Raw genomic sequence first — 18,845 nt, 5'->3', positions numbered from 1 at the left:
TCACTTGTAATGAATATCAACATTGTTTGTTACTTGACCCCTTTGTAAGCATCGCCGAAGCCTTTAAGCGGTAACTTCAGGCGAATATCATTTTGCGCTGTATCCTTGAAGGACACCTCAACATTTGCGCCCTTGATCATCGCTGCAAGCTGGTCTTTATCGATGGCTTCACCAACAAAGCAGCCATCATTATTGCAGGTCTGTAACGGATAGCTGGACGTTTTACCATCGTCCACCTTCAGATTGAGACCCGCAGTTAATGCTACTTCCAGAGGAACACGCACCAACATAAGCGGTTGCGCTTTTGCATCAGGAATACGAATAGAAAAATCCGTCAAAAGCTGTCCATTGTTGCTAAGCACGGCACTCGCTTCAATGACACATTCTAACGGAGCCTGACGATCTCTGGCAACACACTTGCTCTGCCAGCCGCTCGTCTTAAGTTCAAGGGTCTGCTGCGTGTTGGATGCCGCAGCTGACTGTTCGTTTTGCGCTCTGGCCGAAACAATGATTGTCGCCGATAGGCCCATAACTATTAAACAAAGGGTTTTCATTCGTATTTGCATAATCACATACTGCCCTTTTACCATCGTAACCGGAAACCACCCGAGCGAGATATATCGTTTGACGATCTGGAAAGGTTGCCTGTCACTTTGCCGTAGAGAGACAATCCCGTCTCGATCTGCACATTGAAGCCTGCCGGGAGTTGTGCCGAGTCGCGCGGCGCTTCCGCACGATGCACGACGAACTCATAGCCAGGAGCCGCTGTGAAACCTGCTTCAACCGAGCGTTTATTTGAGAATTCATGAACCCAGGATGCACGCATGTAAGGCGTGAAATACGCATTTTCACTCAGTTGTACACGCGTATCGAACTGAGCTCCGAGCGTGAGAGGAACAGAATTGATCGTCCGGTTTTTATAGTAAAGTGCGAGACGTCCATCTGTCACATCCGCACGTTCTGTTGAGCCATTCATGTGAAACGACGACAATTGCAACGCCGCAAAGGGGGTAAACTGAACGCCTCCAAGCTATGTACGGTAACCGCCTTCCAGGCGCATGTTAAAGCCATAGCCAGAAAAATCATTTTGCATCCAGTCATGCACCCCAGCATTGGATGCAGTGGCTCCTATAGCTGCGAAACGCCCGGTACTGACATTGAACCAATCCAACCCAAGCAAACCGTCAATGTAGAAATTATCCCGCTTATATGCGCCATAAATCGCGCTTCGTTCCGTCTGCATGTCGCCGCTTGTCAGGCGATCAGTGACTTTAAAGTCTGTTTCGCCAACACCGATTGCAAAGCCAAGCAGTGCCTGCTGGCTGAGCTGATAATCAAAGCAAGCCGCCATGCCTTTGCTGTGGCTTCGCAGATCACCCGAGCCAACAACCGTTGGATCACCGTCGACACTTGTGCTGCTTCCGAAGCCCGAAAACCAGCCGCGCCATCTGCTTGACGCACAGGTTTGATCTTTTACCAAGCAATCGCGATCCGGTTTCGCATTCGCATCCATCTGGCGATATGGATTGCTCCAAAGACTGGTCTGTTGCGCAATTGTGCCAATAAATGCATTGGTTTCGGAGAAGTAAGCCTGCTGAGAACCCGCCGTTCCCTCACCATCGATCAGATCAAACACCGTTTCCGCCCCAAAATGTAACTTTAACTCCCTCGCCAAAGGAATTCTCTCTCAGTCGATTATAGTGTGCGCGACAGTCATCACCCGTGGCCAGCTAATTTGAAGGCGCATATTCTTTCGCAAAGCTGCGACGTGGTCTGTCAGTCTAGGCAGTCATAGATTGCTACGGTATTCGTGCAAACTATCAATCTTCGTGGCGCATTTGTTGACACGTCGGGACCGCTTGTGCAGCCTTTGCACAAAGATGATTGACCATGTATCCGGAATAGGCTGATATCATTGAGCCATGCAGAGTTCGGCGCTTTACTTGCATGACTTGGCTCGCAACAAGTTCGCGCCAGACTATGCTACAAAATCCCACGGCGGTGTTTACCCAGAAATGCAGACTTGACGCCGGTAAACGAGGCACAGTCGACTGCCCTCGCCAACGGAATCATTTACTTAAAATAGCTTTTCTGAATGCTGTGTGGCTCCGTGATAAAGTTTTTATCCTAACGAATTCTACGCTGCAAAGCTGCAAGCACAGAGCGTTCGGAACGCAAGAGATAAGAATCGAGTTGCTGGATTGCAGTCCCGATATCACCCGCTTCAAGAGAGGACAGAAGTTCCGCATTCTGTGCGATGTAAGGTTCGTGCAGATGTGCTGTGTCTTCCAGTTGCACGAAGACGAGACGCAATTCAGCCAGCACCAGATCAAAGCACGTACTTAGTCGTGGGCTATCGCAAAGCTCCACCATTGCACGGTGAAACTCCATATTGATCGTTCCGACTTGTCGCCAGTCGCCGGCTTCCTGTGCTGATGCCGTTTGTGTCAGCAGTGCTCTCATCCGGATCAATGCAGGATGGCCGGGGATGGCAACCTGAACAGCACCCTTCTGGATGACGCGCCGCACACGATAAATATCGACGACCGTGGCCTCATCGGGTGTTGCAACAAACACGCCACGATTGGGAATATAAGTCAGCAGGCTCTGACTGGTCAGCAGACGAAAAACTTCGCGAAGCGTGTTGCGCGAGATGCCAAACTGCGTTGAAATCTGCTGTTCGGAAAGCTTGGTGCCGGGCGAGAGTTCGCCGGTAATCAGCATCTCGCGAATTTTGGCAGCAGTCTGGGTCGCCAATGTCTGATCATCTGCAGGCGGCAAGATTTCGCGTGTCATGAATATCCTTCAAAACCCTGTCAATTCAGGACAGCTTTGCGGGCTAAACTCTCAGAGCCATGCTAACCATAGCGTTCTGGAAGTGGTTTGTAGCAAACGTACTCGAATTACTGCACGTCTTGACCATTGTCCGTATCAGCTATTTCACATCATATTCCTGCAAATATACGATTTCATATTGTTGAACAATCCATAATAGGTTATTCAACAATAACCCGTATTACATTTATGTTCAACAGGGGCGCGACATGGCAGCTATCGATCTCAACAGCGATCTTGGAGAAGGCTTCGGCCCATGGCCTATGGGAGACGACACAGCAATGCTGGCGATCGTGACCAGCGCCAATATTGCTTGTGGCTTTCATGCGGGCGACCCTGCCGGAATTCTCACTGTGCTACGCGAAGCTGCCCGACGCGGCGTGTCGGTTGGTGCGCATATCGGCTATCGTGATCTCGTCGGCTTTGGCCGTCGGAACATGGATCCTTCGAGCAGTGAACTTATCGCCGATACGATTTACCAGATCGGCGCATTGCAGGGGCTGGCACGGGCTGCCGGAACAAAGGTGCGTTATGTGAAACCACATGGCGCGCTTTACAACACAATCGCGCATGATGCGCGGCAGGCAGCTGATGTCATTACAGGGATTAAAGCAATCGACCCTTCGCTTATTCTGATGGCACTGGCGGGTGCGCCAATCGTTGAACAGGCCCGCAAAGCCGGTTTGAGTGTCGTGTGCGAAGCCTTTGCCGACCGCGCCTATAATGTCGATGGCAGTCTGGTTAATCGCCGCCTTGAAGGTTCCGTCATCCACGACCCTGAAGTGATTGCAGAGCGGATGCTGCGCATGGTCAATGAGCAGCGCGTAACCGCCATTGATGGAACCGATATTGCGCTCGATGCGCAGTCGATCTGTGTGCATGGCGATAATCCGACCGCTGTTGCAATCGCCGCCGCATTGCGTGAGCGCCTGGAAGCACGCGGCGTGGAACTCAAGCCCTTCGTTGATGTCACATCATGAGTGAACGCCTGCGCTTTCTGCCATCTGGCAGCGATAGTTTTCTGGTCGAGCTTGATGATCTTGCCATAACGCTCACGCTGCTCGACGTTTTGCAGGCAGCAAAGCTTGAAGGTGTGTGCGAAGTCATTCCCGGCGCGCGCACGATTATGGTTCGCTTTGATCGCTGGCTGACAGATCGTGCCAGGCTTACGAGCCAGATTGCAGCGCTTGATCTTTCGATCCGCAGCACCCGCAGTGGCGAGATGTTTGAAATACCCGTCACCTATGATGGAGAAGATCTGGGCGACGTTGCAGCCATGCTTGGCTGTACGATCAACGAGGTCATTGAGCGCCATACTAACGCAACCTATACCGTCGCCTTTACCGGCTTTGCGCCCGGCTTTGCCTATATGACCTGTGATGATCCGGGTTTTGATGTGCCGCGCCGCAAAAGCCCGCGCGTGAAAATTCCGGCCGGATCGGTGGCGCTGGCAGGCAAGTTCGGCGGTATTTATCCCTCGGACAGCCCCGGCGGCTGGCAATTGCTTGGCACCACACCGCTTGCCATGTGGGACACGACGCGAGAACGCGCAGCACTGCTTGCACCCGGTGACCGCGTACGGTTCTGCGATATGGCGAAGAGCGGGACAATCACCGTATCAAAACCAGCCACAGCCGCAGTGAAAACACAGCCCGCAAAAGGCTTGCTTGTCACGCGCGCTGACCGCCCGGCGCTGTATCAGGATATGGGTCGCCCGGGCCTTGCCAGTCAGGGAGTGTCGGAATCCGGCGCGCTTGATCGGACTGCTATGCGAGAAGCGAATCTGTGCGTTGGCAATCCAGCCAATGCTGGCGCAATCGAGGTCTCTTTTGGCGGCTTTGCGTTCAAGGCCGACCGTCCTGTGACTGTTGCCGTGTCCGGAGCGCCTGGCCCGCTGACCATTCGGACGCCGGAAGGCAAAACCGTTACCGCAGGCTTTGCGCAACCAATCGCGTTGAACGAAGGCGACGAACTGTCGCTCGGCATCCCGCCGGAAGGAATGCTCAGCTATCTCGCACTGCGCGGCGGATTTGAAGTTGAACCTGTTCTTGGATCAGCGGCGCGTGACACGCTTGCAAAGGTCGGTCCATCACCGATCATCGCTGGCGATATTCTTGTACCGGCCCACGGGACAGCACTAGCAGTTTCTTCTGATATAAGCGCGTCGCGCGCGCTGCCGCGCGCCGGAGAAGTCGTGACACTCGATATTGTGCTGGGCCCGCGTACCGACTGGTTCACCCCGCAGGGTCTTACAACCCTCACATCGCAGGACTGGGATGTGACACCGCAATCAAGTCGCGTTGGTATGCGCCTTAAAGGTGCTACCACCATCGAACGCGCCATTCATGATGAGCTGCCATCCGAAGGCACCGCCCTTGGTGCCATTCAGGTGCCTGCGAGCGGTCAGCCCGTTCTGTTTCTGGCCGATCACCCGCTGACCGGTGGTTATCCAGTTATAGGCGTGGTCGCAAACCATCATCTCGATCTCGCAGGCCAGATACCTATCGGCGCCCGCATTCGCTTCAACCCAATCTCCAATTTCGAACCGCAAGAAGTTATAGCCTGATGAAGAAGCTGCTTATTGCCAATCGCGGCGAAATCGCCATCCGCATCATCCGCGCAGCACGCGATTATGGCGTTGCGTCCGTCGCGATCTATTCCGACGCAGATGCAAATTCCCTACACGCCGAATTTGCCGACGAGGCCTATGGTCTCGGCGCAGGTCGCCCGGCAGATACCTATCTTAACATTGCAAAGATACTCGACATTGCGAAGCGTTCAGGCGCGGATGCTGTCCATCCCGGCTATGGATTTTTGTCGGAACGTGCGGAATTTGCCAAAGCCGTGATTGGTGCGGGTCTGATCTGGGTCGGCCCATCACCGGACGTCATCACATCGCTCGGCGATAAGGTTGAAGCACGCCGCATTGCCGAAAAAGTCGGCGCGCCACTCGTTAAGGGTTCCGACGGCCCTCTGGCATCAGCTGCGGAAGCTGTGGCCTTTGCACGTGAAGCTGGGCTGCCTTTGGCGATCAAGGCTGCCTTTGGCGGCGGTGGTCGCGGCATGAAGGTGGCGCATCGTCTGGAAGAAGTCGGCGAATTGTTCGATTCCGCCGTTCGTGAGGCCGTCGAGGCATTCGGACGTGGCGAATGCTACGCCGAGCAATTCCTTGAAAAGCCACGCCATATCGAGGCACAGGTTATCGCCGACACACACGGCAACACTGTTGTTCTTGGCACGCGTGATTGCTCACTGCAGCGCCGCAACCAGAAGCTCGTTGAAGAAGCGCCAGCACCTTTTATCACGGAAGAACAGCGCACCCGTATTCATGACTCTGCGCGCGCAATCTGTGCGGCGGCGGGCTATACGGGAGCAGGCACGGTCGAATTTCTGCTTTCACAGAATGGCACGATTTCGTTTCTCGAAGTTAACACGCGCCTTCAGGTCGAACATCCGATCACCGAAGAAACCACCGGCATCGATATCGTCATCGAGCAGCTGCGCATTGCGGACGGCAAGGAATTATCAGTCACCGAAACCCCAGCGCCACGCGCTCATGCCTTTGAATTCCGCATCAATGCCGAAGATCCGGGCCGTGGCTTTTTGCCAACCCCGGGCCTGATCACGCGTTTCCGTGCACCTTCGGGTCCGGGTGTGCGTCTGGATACCGGTGTTGAAAGCGGATCGGAAATTCCCGGCCTCTACGACTCTTTGATGGCAAAGCTTATTGTGACGGGTGCCACGCGTGAGGAAGCGCTTATCCGTGCGCGCCGTGCGCTGGCCGAGTTTAAGATTGAAGGTGTCGCCTCCGTGCTGCCATTCCATCGAGCGGTTGTGGAAGACGAGGCCTTTACCGGCGAAGACGGATTTAAGGTTTTCACCAACTGGATTGAAACCGAGTTCTGCGGTGTTGAACCATCGGAAAGGATTGATCCCGTCGAGGGTGGTGTTATACGCAGTTTCATTGAGATCGACGGCAAGCGCCATGAACTTGGCCTTCCCGCTGCACTCTTCTCCGGCCTTAGCGCGCCACAGCAAACAGCCTCTTCCACGCAGCCGGTTACAGAAGGCGCTGTCACGGCCCCCATTCCCGGCACGTTCCAGCAATGGCTGGTTGAAGATGGTACAACGGTCGCAGAAGGCGAAGTTGTTGCTATCATGGAAGCCATGAAGATGGAAACACGCATAGCCGCGCCCAAGGCTGGTAAGATTAGCCTGCTTGCACAGCCCGGTGAAAGCGTTGGGCTTGGCGCAGAGCTTGCAACCATCGAATGATGAGTGGGGCAACAATGCCCCTTTCTCAAACCAAAAAAGACCGGCGGATTATGAAATCAGCCGGTCTTTTTTGTCATGATATGACCCGAGGTGGATAACCGCTTAGCTTTGCAGCATAAACTTCTGGATGCGGCTATCGGCCGGGGCATCTTTGAGTTCGTCTGCCGTCATGTTGACTGCGACATGGCCATTTTCCATCATCACAACGCGGTCACTAACACGGCTGACAAAGCGCATTTCATGGGTCACGATAATCATCGTCATGCCATCACGTGCGAGGCTTTCAATGACCTGCAACACTTCACCCACGAGTTCCGGATCAAGCGCTGAGGTTGGCTCATCAAACAGCATGATTTCAGGGTCCATCGCCAGCGCACGCGCAATGGCCACACGCTGCTTCTGTCCACCTGAAAGCTGATGCGGATATTTGTTGGCATGCGCAGCCATGCCGACACGTGCCAGATGGCTCATGGAAGCAGCGCGCAGCGCTTCCTTGTTGCGATTGCCATGATAACGCGGGCCAAAAGTCACGTTCTGCAAAACAGTCATATGCGGAAACAGGTTGAAAGACTGGAACACCATTCCAAGCCGCTTAACGCGATCATGGAAATCGGAAACAACCCGATAGCCTTTGTCATCAGCTGTAATCCACTCGCCACCATCCAGCAGAATGCGACCTTTATCGATGTCCTGAAGCGCATTGATCGTGCGGATCAGGGTCGTCTTACCAGAACCGGACGGTCCGATGATGCTGACAACTTCGCCCTTGTTTACCTTCAGTGACACATCAGCAAGCGCATGCTTGTCGCCGAAATCTTTGCAGACATGATCGAGAGCCACAACGACTTCGTCGCCAATGTGACGCTGATTGGTGGTTTGAACTGGTGCATGCATCATGGCAGGCACTGCGATTTCAGCCCCGGTCATACGCGTGATATCGAGACGACCTTCAAGCCGTGACAGGAAAAAGCTGAAAACAGAAACCACCAGCACATAGTAGAATGACACCGCAACCAGAGTTTCAATGACCATGAAATTGCGTGTGTAAAGCCGCTGGCCAACCAGCAATATCTCCGCAAGCGAAATCACCGATACAAGCGAGGTCAGCTTGACGATTGTAATAAATTCATTGCCCAGCGATGGCAGTGCCACCCGAACGGCTTGCGGCAAAATGATATGGCGATATTTGCCCACCGGGCGGACGCCAAGCGCGTGTGCTGCTTCGTGCTGGCCCTGATCAACCGAAATGAGACCAGCGCGATGAATTTCCGCGAGATAGGCCGTTTCCGAAATAACCAGCGCGATCAGGCCAGCCCAGAAGGGCACAGACAACACTGGACCGAGCGCCGGTATGAACTGCGGCATGTTGTAAACGAAGATCAGCAACACCAGCAAAGGCAGGCTGCGAAACAGCCAGATATAAGTCTTTGCAGACCAGCGCACGACGCGCAGGTTGGATTGTCTTGCAAGCGCAAGCAAAAAGCCAAGCACAGTACCGACAACCCATGTCAGCACTCCCAGCCATGCGACAAGAGCCGTGGCACGCCAGAAATCTGGATACAGCACCAGGCTGAAGAGATAGTTCCAGTCAAAACTCATGGGCCGGATTTCCCAAATATAGTGCGCCCAATTGGACGCTTTGCGCTTCAGATTAATGTTTTAATGCGCATCTTCATCCAAAAACCGTTTCACAGTTTTCAGGATGCGCTTTGAAGCGCCGCAAATCCCAGTCGTGATTGGTCTGGCAGATGTGTGGTGTCCATCTGCCAGACACGCTTATTCGGCAATAGCTGCCTTGAATTCAGCTTCCGTCGACTTCGCAACGCCATACTTGCTGAACAGGGCTTCGTAATCGGCATCACCATCAAGCCTGGTCAGTGCATCGCGCAGGAACTTAGCCTGCTCCTCATTGCCCTTCTTGACACCGAAGCCGACGATCACCGGATAAAGCTGATCAGTCGAAGTGACCTTCATACGGCCACGGAGCTTTTCGGCTGCATCGGCCAGAACGGCAGAGTTTTCAAGCTGCGCATCAACGCCGCCGGAAAGGAGAGCCTGTGTCGCTTCTGGCGAAGTCGGGAACTCACGAGAGTCAATCGGACTGGCGGAGCAAACCGTCTTGTTGAGCTTTTCAAGCTCAGGAATCCATGCAGCACCCTTGATGGAACCAACGCGCTTACCGCACAGCTCTTCCGGCTTAGTAAAGTTTTCACCGCTGCTCGTAGCAACCGCGATGGAAACACCAGTTTTCATGTAAGGGATGTAGTCAATTTGCTTAGCACGCGCAGGCGTTACGTAAAGCGTAGAGGCAATGACATTGAACTGATCACTGGAAACACCGAGGATCAGGTTTTCAAAACGGGTATCCTGAAAGGACACTTCACTGCCCGTCTTATTGCCGATCAGTTTCACCAGTTCTACGTCAAAGCCCGCTGGTTGATTGGCTTCGTCGAAATAATTGTAAGGCGGATAAGTCAGATCGACACCGATCTTAAGTGCCTCTGCATGAGCACCTGTGAGTGAAGCCATCAGGATGAAGGTCGTGGCCAGAAGTTTTTTCATGGGGTGTTCCTCTCATTCGTTTTCTTATCTTTGTTGAACAATTATAAGATTGCAATCCCTTTATCTGCATAAATTCTCATCATAAGCTGTTCGAGGTCTGTAAAAGTAGCCAAACCAATCGCAGTAACCCCGCTGATATGACCGTAAGCTATTCAATTTTCGGGCATTTCTTTTTTGTTCAACATTAGAGGGAAAAAATTCTAAATTTGCAGTCGGTATCGCATACCCAGACGTTTACCCCATAGTAGCTGGCCTTTGTCCGTAAATTGGGTATCGAAGGCCAGAAGCCACCTGTACCCGCACTTGATGCGCAGCAAACAAAACGCCGCGACCTTCGAGAATCTGCTACAAATTTTGCTTATGGGAGTAAGCGGGTGGCGCATTTTCCCTTGACATAGAAAAGTTGTTCAACAAATTATAATGCCAAGGAGACCAGAGTGACCCATCAGGACCGCCCTACAGATCGCCCTTTAGTGCTGACGCAGACTGCGGCTGGCTTGTTGCGCGACAAAATTTTGCGCGGTGAACTGGCGCCTGGCACGCCACTACGCGAGGTTGTCTGGGCCGAGGCGCTTAATGTATCGCGCAATACATTGCGCGAAGCATTGCGCGATCTTGTCGCCGAAGGCCTGATTGAGCACCGTGCACATCACGGCGCCACCGTTCGTGCGCTCAACGCTGCTGAAATCAGTGAGATCTATGCAATCCGCATGACGCTTGAACTGCGCGGCGTCACTTGCAGTGCCTATGCCTCGCAGGAAACCATGTCAGAACTTGTTGAGCGCGTCGAAGCTGTGCAGCGCGCAGCACTTAACAGGGACTGGCAGCAATGCGGCACTGCTTCGCTCGAGTTTCATCAGCAGATCGTTGATTTTATCGGCAGTCCGCGTTTGAATGAGGTTTTCGCAACGGTCGCAGCGCAAGCGCGTCTGGCCTTCTCCATGGCGCCGGATGCACGCCGCTTTCAGGAGCCCTGGGTGGCGCGCGATGTCGAGATCTGCGGCCTGCTCTGTGACGGTGATCGCGCTGCCGCAAGCCGTGCTCTTGAACTCTATTTGCAGGAATCTGAACGCGTGGTTCTTGAAGCAGCCCGCGCACAAAACCTGCCCCGCCCCAGCAAAAAGATATCTTCACACGCAGAATAGCGTGACATACCAATACTAAGGAGAATACAGGGATGAAACCTGAGCCCATTACCCTTGCGCCGGAAGATGCGTCTGCCCGCAAGGCGATCAAACCTGTGATCTGCTATCCGGTCGACACTTTGCCGCGCCCTGATCTTGCGGCCTATCGCGCGCTACGCAATGAGTTGGAATTCGTTGAACGCATCGTCGTTCCAGCACGCGATGCGGCTTGCTGGCAGGTTCCGGCCGGACATTTCTGCCGTATTCTTTGCAGCGAAGGTTCGCAGGTCGGCGATCTGAACCTATTTAATGCAAAGAACCTTAGTGAGCGGCTTTATACCGGCAAGACGCGCGCGCTCAATGGATCGCATGTTGGCCTTGGCGATCAACTTTTCTCGAATATGCCTTACCTGCGCCCGATCGCAACGATCACGCATGACACACTCGACTGGTACGGCTTCGATGAATTCGGCGGCTCGGTACATGACGTGATTGGAACCCGCTGCGACCCATACACGCACAATCTTCTCAGTAATGGCGGCCAGTACCATCATTGCTGCCACTCCAACCTGACCCGTGCTTTTGCAAAACAGACCGGGAAATCGCTGGAGGAAGCAGGCAATTTTGTTCATGACGTCCTCAACGTCTTCATGTGCACAGGCTTTACGCGGGATACCGGCCAGTACTTCATGAAAGCAAGCCCGGTTCGCCCCGGCGACTATCTTGAGTTCTTCGCCGAAATCGACCTGCTGGGCTGCATGTCGGCCTGCCCAGGCGGTGACTGCTCCTCTGAGCACTCCTCCGACACAGCCGCTTGCTATCCACTTGTCGTTGAAGTCTATAAACCTGCTCATAAGCCAGACGGGTGGGTCGCACCGAAAATCAACGGATATGACGGCACGCACGGGCTTTGAAACAATTCGTGGTGGCAGTACAATGTTAGAGAAATGCTACTTATAAGCCTTATGATCTTTCTCGACGCCACTTTCGTATCGGATACCAGGAAAATTATACTGCCATCGGACTAAATTTGTTGGCCGGAACAGACAGAAGAGGAGTTTACCTGCTGTTCTGCTTCGCGATAAGTTAAAATTGGACCGTGGGCGCATAACGATCTGATAAAATCTCTTACTGCCACATATTTAACGGCGGCGAGAAAATTTATCAGGTCTTTATCGTGACGAGTGGGTATGCGTCTGAACTGTTTTAATTTTCTGAAGACGCGCTCAAGGATATTGCGTTGTCAGTAAACCCAATGGCTCAAAGGGTCACTTTCCTTGGAAATGCTTTTAGCCGGAATATTGGCTCATGAGCGCACTGGTTAAGGCATCGTACCGTTAACATGAGTGCAGAGGAATTTGGATATTGGTGGTTGTTTTTATGCGGCTTTCAGGCACGCGATTTTACGCCACACGTCTGTTGCGGCGTGTCGTAACTCACGGTGATTGGAAGAACTGAATCGGTTACGTGGAAAGTTGAAGGTTGTAATTAGGGTCATGTATCAATGTGAATTCTTTTACATGGCGCGCTGACTTGAAACGCTTCATTATGCGTTCTCGTCGTCGCATTGGATGATGCAAATTCTCGCGACGATTGTTCAGGCCTTTAAGCTGGCGAGGATCACAAATGCTCCGGCCTAATTCCCGCCTGACTGCTCCATAAGACCCAGGTTTATCTGTGACCATCACCCGTGGTGAGCAACCCTGAGCGGTTAGCAATTTACGCATGGAATGCTTGGCAGCTTTGGTATCGGGTCGTTTCTGAACCAAAGTCTCCAGCACAAATCCATCCTGATCAAAAGCGCGCCACAGGATGTGATGTTCACCTTTGATCGATATGACTCATTCATCCAGATGCCACTTGTCACCAGGGCGCGGTGTCCGGCGACGGATTGCGTTGGCAGGCGCCCACCCGAATTTCTCCACCCATTCGCGGACTGTCTTATGAGTGACGACGGCCCCTCGATAAACCAGCATGTCTTCAACCAGGCGAAAGCTGAACGGAAAGAGGAAATACAGCCACACCGATTCCGCGATGACCTCGGCTGGCAAGCGATGGCGTCGATAAAGCGCTGAGCCGGCTTTTTCATAGCGCATAGTCGCTCCGTTAGATTACGCCAAAGTTTAGGTTACGCTGCCATAGGAAGGAATACATTAGAAGGTGAGGTCATTAAACCGCGTAGGAGGCCGCTGACAGGCAGCCTCCTATTCTGAGCGAAGCTCCTAATATTAATGACATACTCCATAGACCTTCTATATAAGCCGTAAATAAATTTATAAGATTGAAACTTCATCTATTGGTTTATGCGACAACACTTATTATTGGTTTTGTATGTGATTGATTTTTCTATTTTATATTTCCTATACTGTATTATATATTATTATAAATAGATATAATTTTTGATTTTGTCCGGACAGCAAAAAATAGATCAAAACATAGCGAACATTCAAACAAATAATTTGACGGGTAAAACTAACTCCGGTCAAACGATTAATGAAACGTCTGGCAAAAAGAATTTAAGCTTCACGCAAGATTCGTCGTGCACAACGTCCCCGGGCAAATTGGGGACGACTATGGGACTTTATGGAATGATGCGAACGGGCGTTTCAGGTATGAACGCTCAGGCAAACAGGCTTAGCGCTGTCGCAGATAATATTGCGAATGCAAGCACTAATGGATACAAACGCGCTTCCACAGAGTTTTCTTCGTTGGTTTTGCCATCAACGGCTGGAAGTTATAATTCTGGCAGCGTTCTAACCAATGTGCGCCACGCAATTGGTGCGCAGGGTGGCCTGACATCAACCAGTTCAACCACAGATATAGCCCTTGATGGAAAAGGCTTTTTCGTGGTGCAGGACGCCAGCGGAATGCCTTATCTCACCCGCGCCGGCTCATTTGTGCCCGACAAAACCGGCGCACTGGTGAACGTTGCTGGTATTACGCTGATGGGCTACCCTTACCCTTTTTCGGGGGCTGGCAACGGTTTTGAAGGTTTACAGCCTATCACCCTTGGTCAGAGCAGCTTTCCTGCTGAACCGACAACGAATGGTACATTCACTGTAAACCTCCCTGCAAATGGTCAGAATGTAGGACAGGCAATCATTAACGTGCCGCCATCGGAAAACAGCCCTTACAGTGCATGGAATTCCATAAATCAAATAACCACATTCGATGAAATTGATGGCCTCACTACGACTGAAACCTATTATACCAAGATTGCAGATAACCAATGGGAAGTGACAATAGTAAGCACCTATGGGGGCGCGTCTTCAGGTTTTCCGTATAATCTCACGCATGGCAATGTCGAAATGCAATCGGTTTTGTTGGACTTTGATCCAACTACAGGAGAACTGCTCACTGCAAAACCAGTGATAGAAACGGACCCTCTGAACCACTTGGTTTTTGATCTTTCTGCTTTCACGCAAGCTGTCAACGGAGGAAATGCACCAGGCCTCAAGGTCAACATGAACTTCCCATCAATTGCCAATGTGATTGCAAACACTGCCAATCCTCCTTCGCAAAATACAGTACCCGTAGCTTTTACGGGCTCGATAACATTGCAAGGATATGCTGGCTTTCCCGATAATGTTTCACTGAACCTTTATTATGCGAAAACGGGAGCAGATACGTGGGATGTCGCAGTCTACAACACAACGGATGCGACGCCACCTAATGGTTTTCCTTTTAGCAACCCTCCACTCGGTCAAACGACACTTAAGTTTGATATGGGAACAGGAGAACTGATCAGCGGTGGTGACCTTAGTATCACACTGCCTGATGGCGCGATCTTTCCTGTTGACCTCAGCGATAGTATGTCGGTCGCAGATTCAAACCTCATGGACAACGAAGGCGTTTTTGCTTCGCTCAACCTTCCATCTTCTGCCCCAACCATCAGACCGTCTGTAGCCGGGCTAACTCCCGCTAAAAACACTGCGAATAGTGCCTATTCTCATAAGACATCGCTGATTTCTTATGATGATCAGGGGGCGCCTGTCACACTTGATGTCTATTTCACTAAGGGCACAGACTTTAACTGGGAAGTGGCGGTCTTCAATCGTGCGGACGCGTCACCCAATGGTGGGTTCCCCTATGGCACTGCAGGCAGTGCGCCACTTGCCACATCGCTCATGCGTTTTGATCCCCAGAATGGCACGTTGCTTGAGGGCGGTGATGTTGAGATAGCCATCCCCGGCGGCCAAACCATGCTGCTTGATCTGACAGCTTCCACACAGCGCGCTGGCGACTATCAGATTGCGACAGCGGAACTCAACGGAAACCCGCCTAGTGCGACAGTGGAAACGGTCATTGGCGAGGATGGGGTGGTCTATGATCGATCGGCACGCGGTGACATGCTGGCACGTTATCAGCTGGCAGTTGCCACTGTCGCAAGCCCCGACAGAATGACGGTTATCAGCGGCAATGTTTTCTCAGCATCCGCTGAGTCAGGCGACGTTGTTCTTGGCACGGCAACCGCCAACGGCAACGGCACGATCAGAACTGGCGCATTAGAAAATTCGAATGCGGACATTGCGCAGGAACTCACCGATATGATTGAAGCGCAACGAAGTTATACAGCCAATTCCAAAGTGTTCCAGACGGGCTCAGAACTTATGGATGTACTGGTGAATCTGAAGCGCTGACGTATGGCATTGATTAAGATGTGGAGTGATATACATAGCTATGCTAATGACGATCCATTCACGCCTTCAGGATCTGATCCCCAAGCAAACCAAAGCTCACCGCAATAGTTAGTTTGGGCATGCTGAAAAAGATCGACAGGAGGCACGATTTACGCTGTGGTGCCCGGCCCTGTTTCATCAGTGTTCGATAGACCAGTGAATCACTAAGCCACAGTGAAACGCAAGAATTGACATAATGTGGGCATTTTAAATGAATAAGGAGGTCACTTTTCCACTAAGGACTGCGACCACAGTCATCCGTTTCGGATCCACAGCGGAAGGCTTACGCACGATTGCGCGCCCCATGGCAACGCGCTGGCGCTGACCGCCCGACAATGCGTTAGGTTTGCGATCGAGAAATGGTTCGATCTCCAGCATACGGGCGGCTTCCGCCACGCGTGTTTCGATTTCGGCCTTTGGTGTTTTGCGGTTGCGCAGGCCATAAGCCATATTGTTATAGACGCTCATATGCGGATAGAGCGCATAGTTCTGGAAAACCATTGCGATGTCACGATCAGCAGGTTCAACCTCGTTTATGATGCGTCCGCCAATGCTGACTTCGCCCCCTGAAATGTCCTCACGACCAGCAACCATACGCAGCAACGTTGATTTTCCGCAGCCTGACGGACCCACCAGAACGATAAATTCACCTGCACGGATATCGATGGATACGCCTTTAACGGCTTCTACTCCACCAGCATAGACCTTCTTGAGGTCCTTCATGATGATACCGGCCATTTTTCTCCATTTCCGCAAAGCGAAATGTCATGCGCTTTGCATCTTCAAATTTGAGTTTCCAATGTGGGATTAAAGCGCCTGCTGCTTCTTCAGATCCCTCTGCTCCAGCCAATCAGCGGTTGCTTTGCTGGCATTGCGCGCGGAATCGTCAATCGCTGTTCCCGCAAGCAGCGCGGATACGAGATTTACGCTGAAATGATCGCCTGCGCCGATCGTGCTTTTGACGACGGTGCGTTTTGTGGGCATCACAATGCGTTCCTGTTGGCCATCATAAATGGTGATAGAACGCGTGCCGTCGGTCATGACGAGATGCTTCAGGCGTGAACCGCAGAAGTGCTGTGCTTTGCGCCAGAGCGCATTGTCATCCAATTCCGGAAAGTCGCCTTTTGAGCCGATCATGAGATCCGCTGGTCGCGGCACGGAGGTCTCAGATAAGGGAAACTGAGACGCCACCAGACCGATTGAATCGATCGTTTTAAGGATTGTGGCATCCGGGTTGAAACAATTGATATAGGCAGCATCTGCTTTGACATCGCCATCAAGCCGGAACAATCGCATGGCCCCCTGGCTCGGTGTTAAAATCGTGCGTTCGCCCGAAGGCTCAAGCAGAATATCGGTGATGTGAGTGCCGCTATCGCGTGTCAGCACATGCTGCATGTCGAAGCCGAGTTCTGAGAGCTCAGAACGGGCTGTTTCACCGAGCACATCATTGCCAAGCGTGCTAACCAGCGCCACCTCATGTCCCAGAGCCAAAAATGGTGAGCCAGTGAAATACCCGCCGCCGCCAAGTCTTGTCTCACGCTTTCCCCACGAAACGCGGGAGCCGGATTGGAGTGGCCCGTCCAGCTCCCATATCCGATCATGGTTGAGATGTGCGATTACCAGAACACGCGCCATTATTTCTCTCCTTTGCCGGCAGAGAATGCTTCAACGATGTAACGTTGCGCCAGAAGAAACATGCCAAGTACCGGCAATATGGAAAGCAGGCTGGTCGCCATCAGTGGTCCCCATGGGGTTTCAGCACCATCCACATCAGCAAACATAGCAATGCCCGTGGTGAGTGTCTTTCGGCTAGTGTCTTCGAGGACGAGTTGCCCCCAAAGATAGATGTTCCAAGCGCCCATGAAAGAAATCACGGAAAGGGCCGCAATGGCTGGCAGCACGTTGGGTATGGCAACGTCCTTGAACTGTTTCCATATACCGCATCCATCGATGCGCGCCGCTTCGAACATTTCGTCAGGAAGCGAGCGGAACGACTGTCTGAAATAGAAGACATAAAAGCCGATATAAGGGATCGACGGGATGATCATGGCCGAATAGGTATCGAAGGCCTGTATCTTTACCACCGCAATATAAGTTGGAATGATTGCGAGAACGGTCGGAAAGGACATGGTAGCGATTACGAGCCAGAACATGAAATTTTTTCCACGAAACTCCATTCGCGCAAAAGCATAGCCTGCAGGCAGACTGATGACGAGCTTGCCCAGTGTGATGGCCGCCGATGTCACCACGGAGTTAAACAGCCACCACCAGATCGGATAGCGATCCGCTGCAAGCTGGAAGTTCGACACGGTGATCTGCTCGGGCCAGAACCGCAGCGCCTTTTGCGCAATCAGTTCATTGGGTGTGAAAGCAGACGTCACCATCCACAGCAGTGGAAACAGCGTGATGAGCGACAGCACAATGAGAAGAATATGGAGTGTGCCACGCTGAAGCGTAGCGCTGACAGAATTTGCAGTCATTGATAATGCACCCGCTTTTCGCCGAAGCGGAACTGCGCCCAGGTGACGAGAAGGACTGCCACGATAATGATCATGGCGACTGCACTTGCTCTGCCAAACTGGAAGAACTGCAGGCCTTGCTGCCAGAGGAAATAAAGCAGATTGGAGCTTCTGCCCGCTGGTCCGCCGCCCTTCAGAACGTCAACAACGCCGACAATATCGTCGAGCACCGAAAACACCGTTGTGACCGAAATGAAAAACGCGGTCGGGGTAATCAGTGGCAGCTCAATGGTGAAGAAGCGCCGCCATGCACCAGCACCATCCAGCCGTGATGCCTCGCGCAAGGATTGCGGAACATTGGCGAGTGCGGCGATCCACAACAGCATGTTGAGCCCAAAACTCTTCCAGAAGGTGACGACCGATACAGACAGAAGTGCGAGACCGGGGTCCATATGCCACATCGAAGTAGGCAGCCCAAACCAGACCAGCACTTCATTGAAAAGGCCATTGACCGGGTTGAGCAACCATGACCATGTCACGCCTGCGACCGAATAGGCCAATATGGTGGGCAGGAAGAAAGCCCCACGATAGACGCGCTCCAGCTTTGATCCCTGTACAGCGTGAATCATCACAGCGATGATGAGCGGCAGAATAATCTGTGCCGGAACCAGAATGATGCAATAAAGCAGCGTGTTCCAGGCTGCGAGCCGGAAATCGGCATCAGCAAACAGGCTTTTGTAATTGTCGAGCCCAACAAAGCTGACATCGGTTGAAAGCAAGTTCCAGTCAACAACCGACAAAACCGCGGAGGCAATGATCGGGCCATAAAGGAAAACAATGACGGAAAGGACGGCTGGCCCTGCAAACATCCACGGAGCCAGCTTTGCAAACAGAGGTTTCGACATTGCGCG

13 protein-coding genes and 4 pseudogenes are annotated in these 18,845 nt (G+C 52.4%); 7 read left to right on the top strand and 10 right to left on the bottom strand.

The window, feature by feature from the left end:
- Positions 1–29: 29 nt before the first annotated feature.
- From WH356_RS14305 to WH356_RS14295, 3 genes and pseudogenes are all read right to left on the bottom strand, one after another.
- Complete coding sequence (locus WH356_RS14305; protein WP_339511885.1) at positions 30–554, bottom strand: invasion associated locus B family protein; 525 nt, start codon at positions 552–554, stop codon at positions 30–32.
- A gap of 29 nt (positions 555–583) precedes the next feature.
- Positions 584–1,513 (bottom strand): annotated as a pseudogene (locus tag WH356_RS14300) (autotransporter outer membrane beta-barrel domain-containing protein).
- A gap of 614 nt (positions 1,514–2,127) precedes the next feature.
- Positions 2,128–2,796, bottom strand: a complete 669-nt coding sequence (locus tag WH356_RS14295; protein ID WP_339511883.1) for a GntR family transcriptional regulator — start codon at positions 2,794–2,796, stop codon at positions 2,128–2,130.
- Positions 2,797–3,044: 248 nt separating this feature from the next.
- On the opposite strand from WH356_RS14295, the gene WH356_RS14290 reads away from it, so the two are divergent.
- Genes WH356_RS14290 through WH356_RS14280 form a run of 3 tightly spaced genes read left to right on the top strand, consistent with a single transcriptional unit; the run spans position 3,045 to position 7,110 of the window.
- Positions 3,045–3,815, top strand: a complete 771-nt coding sequence (locus tag WH356_RS14290) for a LamB/YcsF family protein (RefSeq protein WP_339511881.1) — start codon at positions 3,045–3,047, stop codon at positions 3,813–3,815.
- Positions 3,812–5,401, top strand: a complete 1,590-nt coding sequence (locus WH356_RS14285; RefSeq protein ID WP_339511879.1) for a 5-oxoprolinase subunit B/C family protein — start codon at positions 3,812–3,814, stop codon at positions 5,399–5,401. The genes WH356_RS14290 and WH356_RS14285 overlap by 4 nt, the downstream gene beginning before the upstream one ends.
- Positions 5,401–7,110, top strand: a complete 1,710-nt coding sequence (locus WH356_RS14280; protein WP_339511877.1) for an acetyl/propionyl/methylcrotonyl-CoA carboxylase subunit alpha — start codon at positions 5,401–5,403, stop codon at positions 7,108–7,110. The genes WH356_RS14285 and WH356_RS14280 overlap by 1 nt, the downstream gene beginning before the upstream one ends.
- Before the next feature lie 102 nt (positions 7,111–7,212).
- On the opposite strand, the gene WH356_RS14275 is transcribed toward WH356_RS14280, so the two are convergent.
- Together WH356_RS14275 and WH356_RS14270 are read right to left on the bottom strand one after the other, a co-directional pair.
- Positions 7,213–8,709 carry an amino acid ABC transporter permease/ATP-binding protein gene (locus tag WH356_RS14275; RefSeq protein ID WP_339511875.1) on the bottom strand — a complete coding sequence of 499 codons (1,497 nt, stop codon included), beginning with the start codon at positions 8,707–8,709 and terminating at the stop codon, positions 7,213–7,215.
- A gap of 177 nt (positions 8,710–8,886) precedes the next feature.
- Entirely contained in the window at positions 8,887–9,672 is a 786-nt protein-coding gene (locus WH356_RS14270; RefSeq protein WP_339511873.1) for a transporter substrate-binding domain-containing protein, read from the bottom strand.
- Positions 9,673–10,109: 437 nt separating this feature from the next.
- Between WH356_RS14270 and WH356_RS14265 the strand changes: the two genes are divergently transcribed.
- Positions 10,110–10,817 carry a GntR family transcriptional regulator gene (locus WH356_RS14265; protein ID WP_339511871.1) on the top strand — a complete coding sequence of 236 codons (708 nt, stop codon included), beginning with the start codon at positions 10,110–10,112 and terminating at the stop codon, positions 10,815–10,817.
- A 32-nt stretch (positions 10,818–10,849) separates the two neighbouring features.
- On the top strand, positions 10,850–11,710 hold the full coding sequence (locus WH356_RS14260) for an urea carboxylase-associated family protein (RefSeq protein ID WP_339511870.1): 861 nt from the start codon (positions 10,850–10,852) through the stop codon (positions 11,708–11,710).
- Between the two features lie 464 nt (positions 11,711–12,174).
- Here the strand turns inward: WH356_RS14260 and WH356_RS14250 are convergent.
- A pseudogene (locus WH356_RS14250) lies at positions 12,175–12,892 on the bottom strand (IS6 family transposase).
- Positions 12,893–13,369: 477 nt separating this feature from the next.
- On the opposite strand from WH356_RS14250, the pseudogene WH356_RS24100 reads away from it, so the two are divergent.
- Positions 13,370–14,002 (top strand): annotated as a pseudogene (locus tag WH356_RS24100) (flagellar hook-basal body complex protein); the annotation flags it as partial.
- Between the two features lie 102 nt (positions 14,003–14,104).
- The gene (locus WH356_RS24095; RefSeq protein ID WP_445253677.1) at positions 14,105–15,436 is read left to right on the top strand and encodes a flagellar hook-basal body complex protein; all 1,332 of its coding nucleotides are present in this window, start codon (positions 14,105–14,107) and stop codon (positions 15,434–15,436) included.
- A 312-nt stretch (positions 15,437–15,748) separates the two neighbouring features.
- Here the strand turns inward: WH356_RS24095 and WH356_RS14240 are convergent.
- The 4 genes and pseudogenes from WH356_RS14240 to WH356_RS14225 form a co-directional block, all read right to left on the bottom strand.
- Positions 15,749–16,213: pseudogene (locus WH356_RS14240) on the bottom strand (ATP-binding cassette domain-containing protein); the annotation flags it as partial.
- A gap of 69 nt (positions 16,214–16,282) precedes the next feature.
- A complete protein-coding gene (locus WH356_RS14235) occupies positions 16,283–17,110 on the bottom strand; it encodes a PfkB family carbohydrate kinase (RefSeq protein ID WP_339511867.1) in 828 nt (275 codons plus the stop codon).
- Positions 17,110–17,955, bottom strand: coding sequence for a carbohydrate ABC transporter permease (locus WH356_RS14230; protein WP_339511865.1), 846 nt, complete (start codon positions 17,953–17,955; stop codon positions 17,110–17,112). Before WH356_RS14230 ends, WH356_RS14235 begins: the two co-directional genes overlap by 1 nt.
- Positions 17,952–18,839: a carbohydrate ABC transporter permease gene (locus WH356_RS14225; RefSeq protein WP_339511863.1), complete on the bottom strand. Its 888-nt coding sequence runs from the start codon at positions 18,837–18,839 to the stop codon at positions 17,952–17,954. The genes WH356_RS14230 and WH356_RS14225 overlap by 4 nt, the downstream gene beginning before the upstream one ends.
- Positions 18,840–18,845 lie beyond the last annotated feature (6 nt).

Source organism: Ochrobactrum sp. MYb379 (assembly GCF_037479515.1).
Taxonomy (GTDB): Bacteria; Pseudomonadota; Alphaproteobacteria; order Rhizobiales; family Rhizobiaceae; genus Brucella.
Note: the sequence above shows the minus strand (reverse complement) of the source record. Positions and strands in the feature narration are given on the sequence as shown.